Annotated in this window: 7 protein-coding genes; 1 reads left to right on the top strand and 6 read right to left on the bottom strand. The window is 58.8% G+C overall.

Translation table 11 applies throughout. The features are described 5' to 3' along the window. Positions 1-100: 100 nt before the first annotated feature. The gene (locus tag V9L21_RS26335) at positions 101-472 is read right to left on the bottom strand and encodes a VOC family protein (RefSeq protein WP_337315719.1); all 372 of its coding nucleotides are present in this window, start codon (positions 470-472) and stop codon (positions 101-103) included. 577 nt (positions 473-1,049) lie between these two features. On the opposite strand from V9L21_RS26335, the gene V9L21_RS26330 reads away from it, so the two are divergent. After that, the gene (locus V9L21_RS26330; protein ID WP_337315718.1) at positions 1,050-1,550 is read left to right on the top strand and encodes a GFA family protein; all 501 of its coding nucleotides are present in this window, start codon (positions 1,050-1,052) and stop codon (positions 1,548-1,550) included. Positions 1,551-1,722: 172 nt separating this feature from the next. Here the strand turns inward: V9L21_RS26330 and V9L21_RS26325 are convergent, their stop codons facing one another. The 5 genes from V9L21_RS26325 to V9L21_RS26305 form a co-directional block, all read right to left on the bottom strand. After that, positions 1,723-2,793 carry a hypothetical protein gene (locus V9L21_RS26325; protein WP_337315717.1) on the bottom strand — a complete coding sequence of 357 codons (1,071 nt, stop codon included), beginning with the start codon at positions 2,791-2,793 and terminating at the stop codon, positions 1,723-1,725. A gap of 78 nt (positions 2,794-2,871) precedes the next feature. Continuing rightward, complete coding sequence (locus V9L21_RS26320; protein WP_337315716.1) at positions 2,872-3,081, bottom strand: DUF4287 domain-containing protein; 210 nt, start codon at positions 3,079-3,081, stop codon at positions 2,872-2,874. Next, on the bottom strand, positions 3,078-3,260 hold the full coding sequence (locus V9L21_RS26315) for a hypothetical protein (protein WP_337315715.1): 183 nt from the start codon (positions 3,258-3,260) through the stop codon (positions 3,078-3,080). The genes V9L21_RS26320 and V9L21_RS26315 overlap by 4 nt, the downstream gene beginning before the upstream one ends. Before the next feature lie 38 nt (positions 3,261-3,298). After that, positions 3,299-3,949 (bottom strand): hypothetical protein, encoded by a 651-nt coding sequence (locus tag V9L21_RS26310; protein WP_337315714.1) that lies wholly within the window; start codon positions 3,947-3,949, stop codon positions 3,299-3,301. Then, a partial coding sequence (locus V9L21_RS26305; protein WP_337315713.1) for a hypothetical protein occupies positions 3,949-4,273 on the bottom strand: 325 nt, incomplete at its 5' end. The genes V9L21_RS26305 and V9L21_RS26310, both read right to left, overlap by 1 nt.

Raw genomic sequence — 4,273 nt, 5'->3', positions numbered from 1 at the left:
CGTCAACTCGATCAAGAATTCTGTGTGATCGCCAGCGCAGGCAAGATTCAAGGCGAGTTTTTCAACACAATCGGCCGGCAACCGCCGATGCCTCCTCGGCTCAGTCAGAGCCAGAAACATCCTCTCCAAACATCATGCGGTGACCGTCAATCGTCTCGATTCCAAACTCCCGCATGCCCCAGGGCTCTGTGCGAAGAGCTTTGACCAACTGGACACCCCGCGCAACCAGATCCTTGTGCAAGCCAGTGACATCGTCGACCTCAATGTAGGCCATGTATGAATGCTCGCCCAGCTCTCGCGCGGCAGGTGTGTCCGGGCACTCTCCCGCCATGATGGTGCAGGCGTCGCGTCTGAACAGACGCCAGCCGGGCACTTCCTTCCACTCGATCGAGAACCCCAGGACGTCGCGGTAGAAATCGGCGGACCGGGCCAGGTCGTGCACTGCGATCACGAACCGAGGTTGTTTGAGCATGACGAATATGACGGAGGGATCGAATGACTACCCGCAGGATTCTGCTTCAGAGGTCGGCTGGTCGCCAAGGTCAATGCCCAGCGCCGGAACGGGCGCGCGGCGCGCTGCAAGCGGCGCAGTAGTTCGCGGCGGGAGTGCGAAGCGGCTTCCCGCATTCAGAGCAAGGTGGCCCATAGAGGCTCAGGCGATGGTGGTAAAGAGCAAGAGGATTGGTCTCTTTGAAGCCGGTGATGCGCTCATAAGTTGCTAGCGCTTGCTCTCCAACGTCCGCCTGCGCCTGACGTAAGTCGACCCCTGTTTTCTCGCGATATTCCCGTATCTGCTCTATGAAACTCTTAGGGAAGACCAGTTCATATTCCTCCTCCGTGAGAATCGGGAGATCGATCTTGCATCGCCAGCAATACATAGTGGTAGCCACTCTTCCTCGCCCTTTCTATGAGGCACATGCTTCTGGACGGCAAAACTGGACGTCCGCCCGAATGTCCAGTCCTGGCCGACTGTAGCCCGTCGTAGCCTCGGCGCTTTGGACCCTGAGCAGTCTTTCCGTTTGCTCCAATCCAGCCATATCATGGCTCCCATGACATATCCCATCGAGGGCGGATGCGGTTGCTCTTACATCCGCTATCGCCTAGCTAAAGCACCGATGATCGTGCATTGCTGTCACTGCCGCTGGTGCCAACGCGAGTCTGGCGCCGCTTTCGCACTCAACGCAATGTATGAGGCCGACGAGGTCGTGAACCTTTCAGGGGACGCCGACGTGGTGAACACGCCCTCCGCAAGCGGTTCTGGACAGCAGATCGCCCGGTGCCCAAAATGCCGTGTTGCGATCTGGAGCCACTACGCAGGTTCCGGTCCGGTAACGAAGTTTGTTCGCGTTGGAACGCTCGACAATCCTGATTTGATGGCGCCAGATGTTCATATATTCACCGGCACGAAGCAGCCGTGGGTCATCATTCCGTCAAACGTGCCAGCCTTCGCGGAGTTCTACGAGCGCGAAGCAGTTTGGTCCGCCGAAGCATTGGCGCGACGCCTGCAGCTCATGCCGCAGATCGAGGCCTACCAGGCGGCGCTGAGATGAACCTCCGCCGGCGTCAGAGGACCGCTCCCGGCCGTTGAGTGCCCGTGACGTCGTCGTATCGACGCCCCTCACCGGCTTGCATACCAGGCTGTAGGCGGACCGCAGTGAGGCGCCCCACGACAACCGTTTGCATTGCACCGCTGGAGATGCGGTCTTCGACCTCAGTCGCAGCTCAAACGGTGTTACTGGATCTGGCGCCGAACATCGCTTGCACGTGTTCAGCCTGCAGGCCTCGATAGGTGGCGTTCAGGAAATAAGGTGTCATGTTGTGCTGAACGCAACGCCCAACGAGCAGCTCGAAGCGTCGTTCGACATCGGCTTCGCCAGCCCAGTAGGCGAGAACGAGGTTAGCCTGGTACGGCTTGATGGCGATAGCCTGCCGCGGCTCACCCAGGTCGTAGGCCAGAAACCCCGGCACGGTCCGGCATTGTTCCAGCACCGGTAAAACCTCACCTTCCAGCCAGTCGGTGGTGGCCGCCGGGAATTCTTCCATTTGGCTGGGCTTTGAAATCTCGACCGGATTGATGTCGTAAGGGCCCGACCGCAAGGGGCTGACGAAACGGTGCAGCGGCCCAGCGTTGAGAATATGCAGATCAATCATGTGCTGGGGGTTGCACAGCGGCGCCAGTTCGATCGGCAGCACGGGCCGCATACCTGCTGAGGTGCGAGCCTCGTAAAACGCACCATCCATCAGACTCTTCCATCCGAGCGAAATCCGCTGCTCGCCCAGTGGCGTATCTCGAAGCCAACGGGTTTGCATCGTGACAAGCGACGATCTCTCGATTTCCAGCCGAAATCCGTGCGCCGCCAACCGCGGATGGACCAGCGCTCGCACCCGGTCTTCGATATCGGGCAACTTTGCTGGCACTGGCGCCGGGATGTGCCATGCCAAACGCTCGCGCCCTTCTGGCGACAGTCGGGAGGGACCGGGCACAAAGCATTCACCCGTGCTGTCGTCGTAGACGCTGAGCCCAAGCTCGACTGCAGCATCCACGAGCCGGGGATAGAAAACCGTCATGTCGTGGATGCCCACGGCTAGCACGGCGTCGTTGGGCAAGTCCCTCGGTGAGCCAAAGTCCCAGTCATCACCATACTCCGGGAATGCGGCTTTCATACGTTGGGCCAGTTCGACGACCTTTGGATTCAGCGCAGCCCGTTGGTCCCACAACCGCTCAAACACCGCCTGCGCTTCGACCAAGCTCTTCGGGGTGGGCTGGTCCCAGATATGGATGACGTAACTCAATATCGACTCCTAAAGCGCTGCAACCGTTCTGGCCGAAGTCTGGCCTGGCCACACGTGAACGTCCTAGTGGCTGACTTTTTATTTCTTCGCCAGGAATGCTGCCACCAGCGCGTTAGCGTGTCCGTGACCGATCTGATGCTCCGTCTTGAGCCGGTTCACGAGTTCCATGTGTTTGAGAGGGCCTGCATCCTGAAGAACACTCATCCAGTGGGCGATTGGCTTCCCATAAGTCTTTTCAATCGAAGGAAAGTACGAGGCGGGGCCTTTGACTTTGGTCGTATCGGTCATTGACTTTCCGTTAGTGAGCTGAGGGGCTGGTGGGGCAAGGCCGGCTTCACTATCAACCTGTAGAGCGCCTGCCGCTCAGTCGGGCTATTCAGCAGCTGCTCAAGCTGGTCGGATTCTTGCCCGTCGTCAATGTAGGCGCTAAGGTGCTCGTCGGCGGTCATAGGTGGTTGCAGGTTCATGCGTCAACGTCGGTTCTGGCCGAGGGCAGACCTTGCTCTCACAAAGAAATCCTTTCCCAGCGTCTCTTGTAGGCCCACTCGTAGTTTCCAAAAGCGTAGGAAAGAAATGCCTCAACCGCTTCGTCGGGTCCGACGATGTCCACGCAGCGGTAGTGCGCCGCGGTAGTCACGAGTTGATGCTCCAGATGAAAGCCTTGTTCGTCGGCATAAACCTGCATGTAGGTGCCGCCGCGCAGATCCAAGATGGCGAACGGATCGGGTTTGCCAGGCAGCTCAGGGATTGCTCGACGAATGTCGTCTTCATTGGCGACACCAGCGAGTTCAAGGGATGGAGATGAGAACGTCGCGCTCGCATACTCAGCCCCAACGTCAAACAGGATGTACGAATCCGGTGCGATCAGCTCGCCACCAAGCAAAATGATCAGAAAGCAGTCGTCCGCGACGGCAGGGACATGAGCAAGAACATGGCCATTCACCTTGCTGCGCCATGCGGTGACCGCTGCAGGGTCGATTTCGGCCCAGTCCCCTAGAGCAAGCGAACCCCAAACGTCACAGGCCAGACTCAGTGCGGCGGCTTTCGCCTCGTCCGAAATCTCAGCGCTCATCAGACCGCCGCTGACGAGGTCGAGATACTCTGCGATCTGCAAAAGCCGAGGAGATCGCTTCTTAGGTTTCTTAGAGAAGAACATCAGGTGAGATTCGACCAGAAAGAGCTTCCGTCCGCTCGTATGTCTGCATCAGAGACGAAGTGATAAAGAAGGTGGATGACATTGGCGGCTGCAGCTTCTGCTTCTGAATACGGCCGTAGCGCTGCCAGGGCGTGGTCGCCAGCCAGTTCTCCGGAGGTGATTCGCGCCGCGAGGTGTTCCAGCGCTTGAACATCGGACAATCGCATGTAGCTTCCATGACCTCGACCGGTGGCTGAACGACAGCTATTGGCCGAGGCTGTGTGGAAACGCCCTCGTCGCGCCAGTATGCCGAACTCTGGTGCTGTCGATGCCTGGTGGGCCTCA

Origin of the sequence: Variovorax sp. CCNWLW235 (assembly GCF_037204085.1) — a bacterium.
Lineage (GTDB): Bacteria > Pseudomonadota > Gammaproteobacteria > Burkholderiales > Burkholderiaceae_C > Variovorax.
Note: the sequence above shows the minus strand (reverse complement) of the source record. Positions and strands in the feature narration are given on the sequence as shown.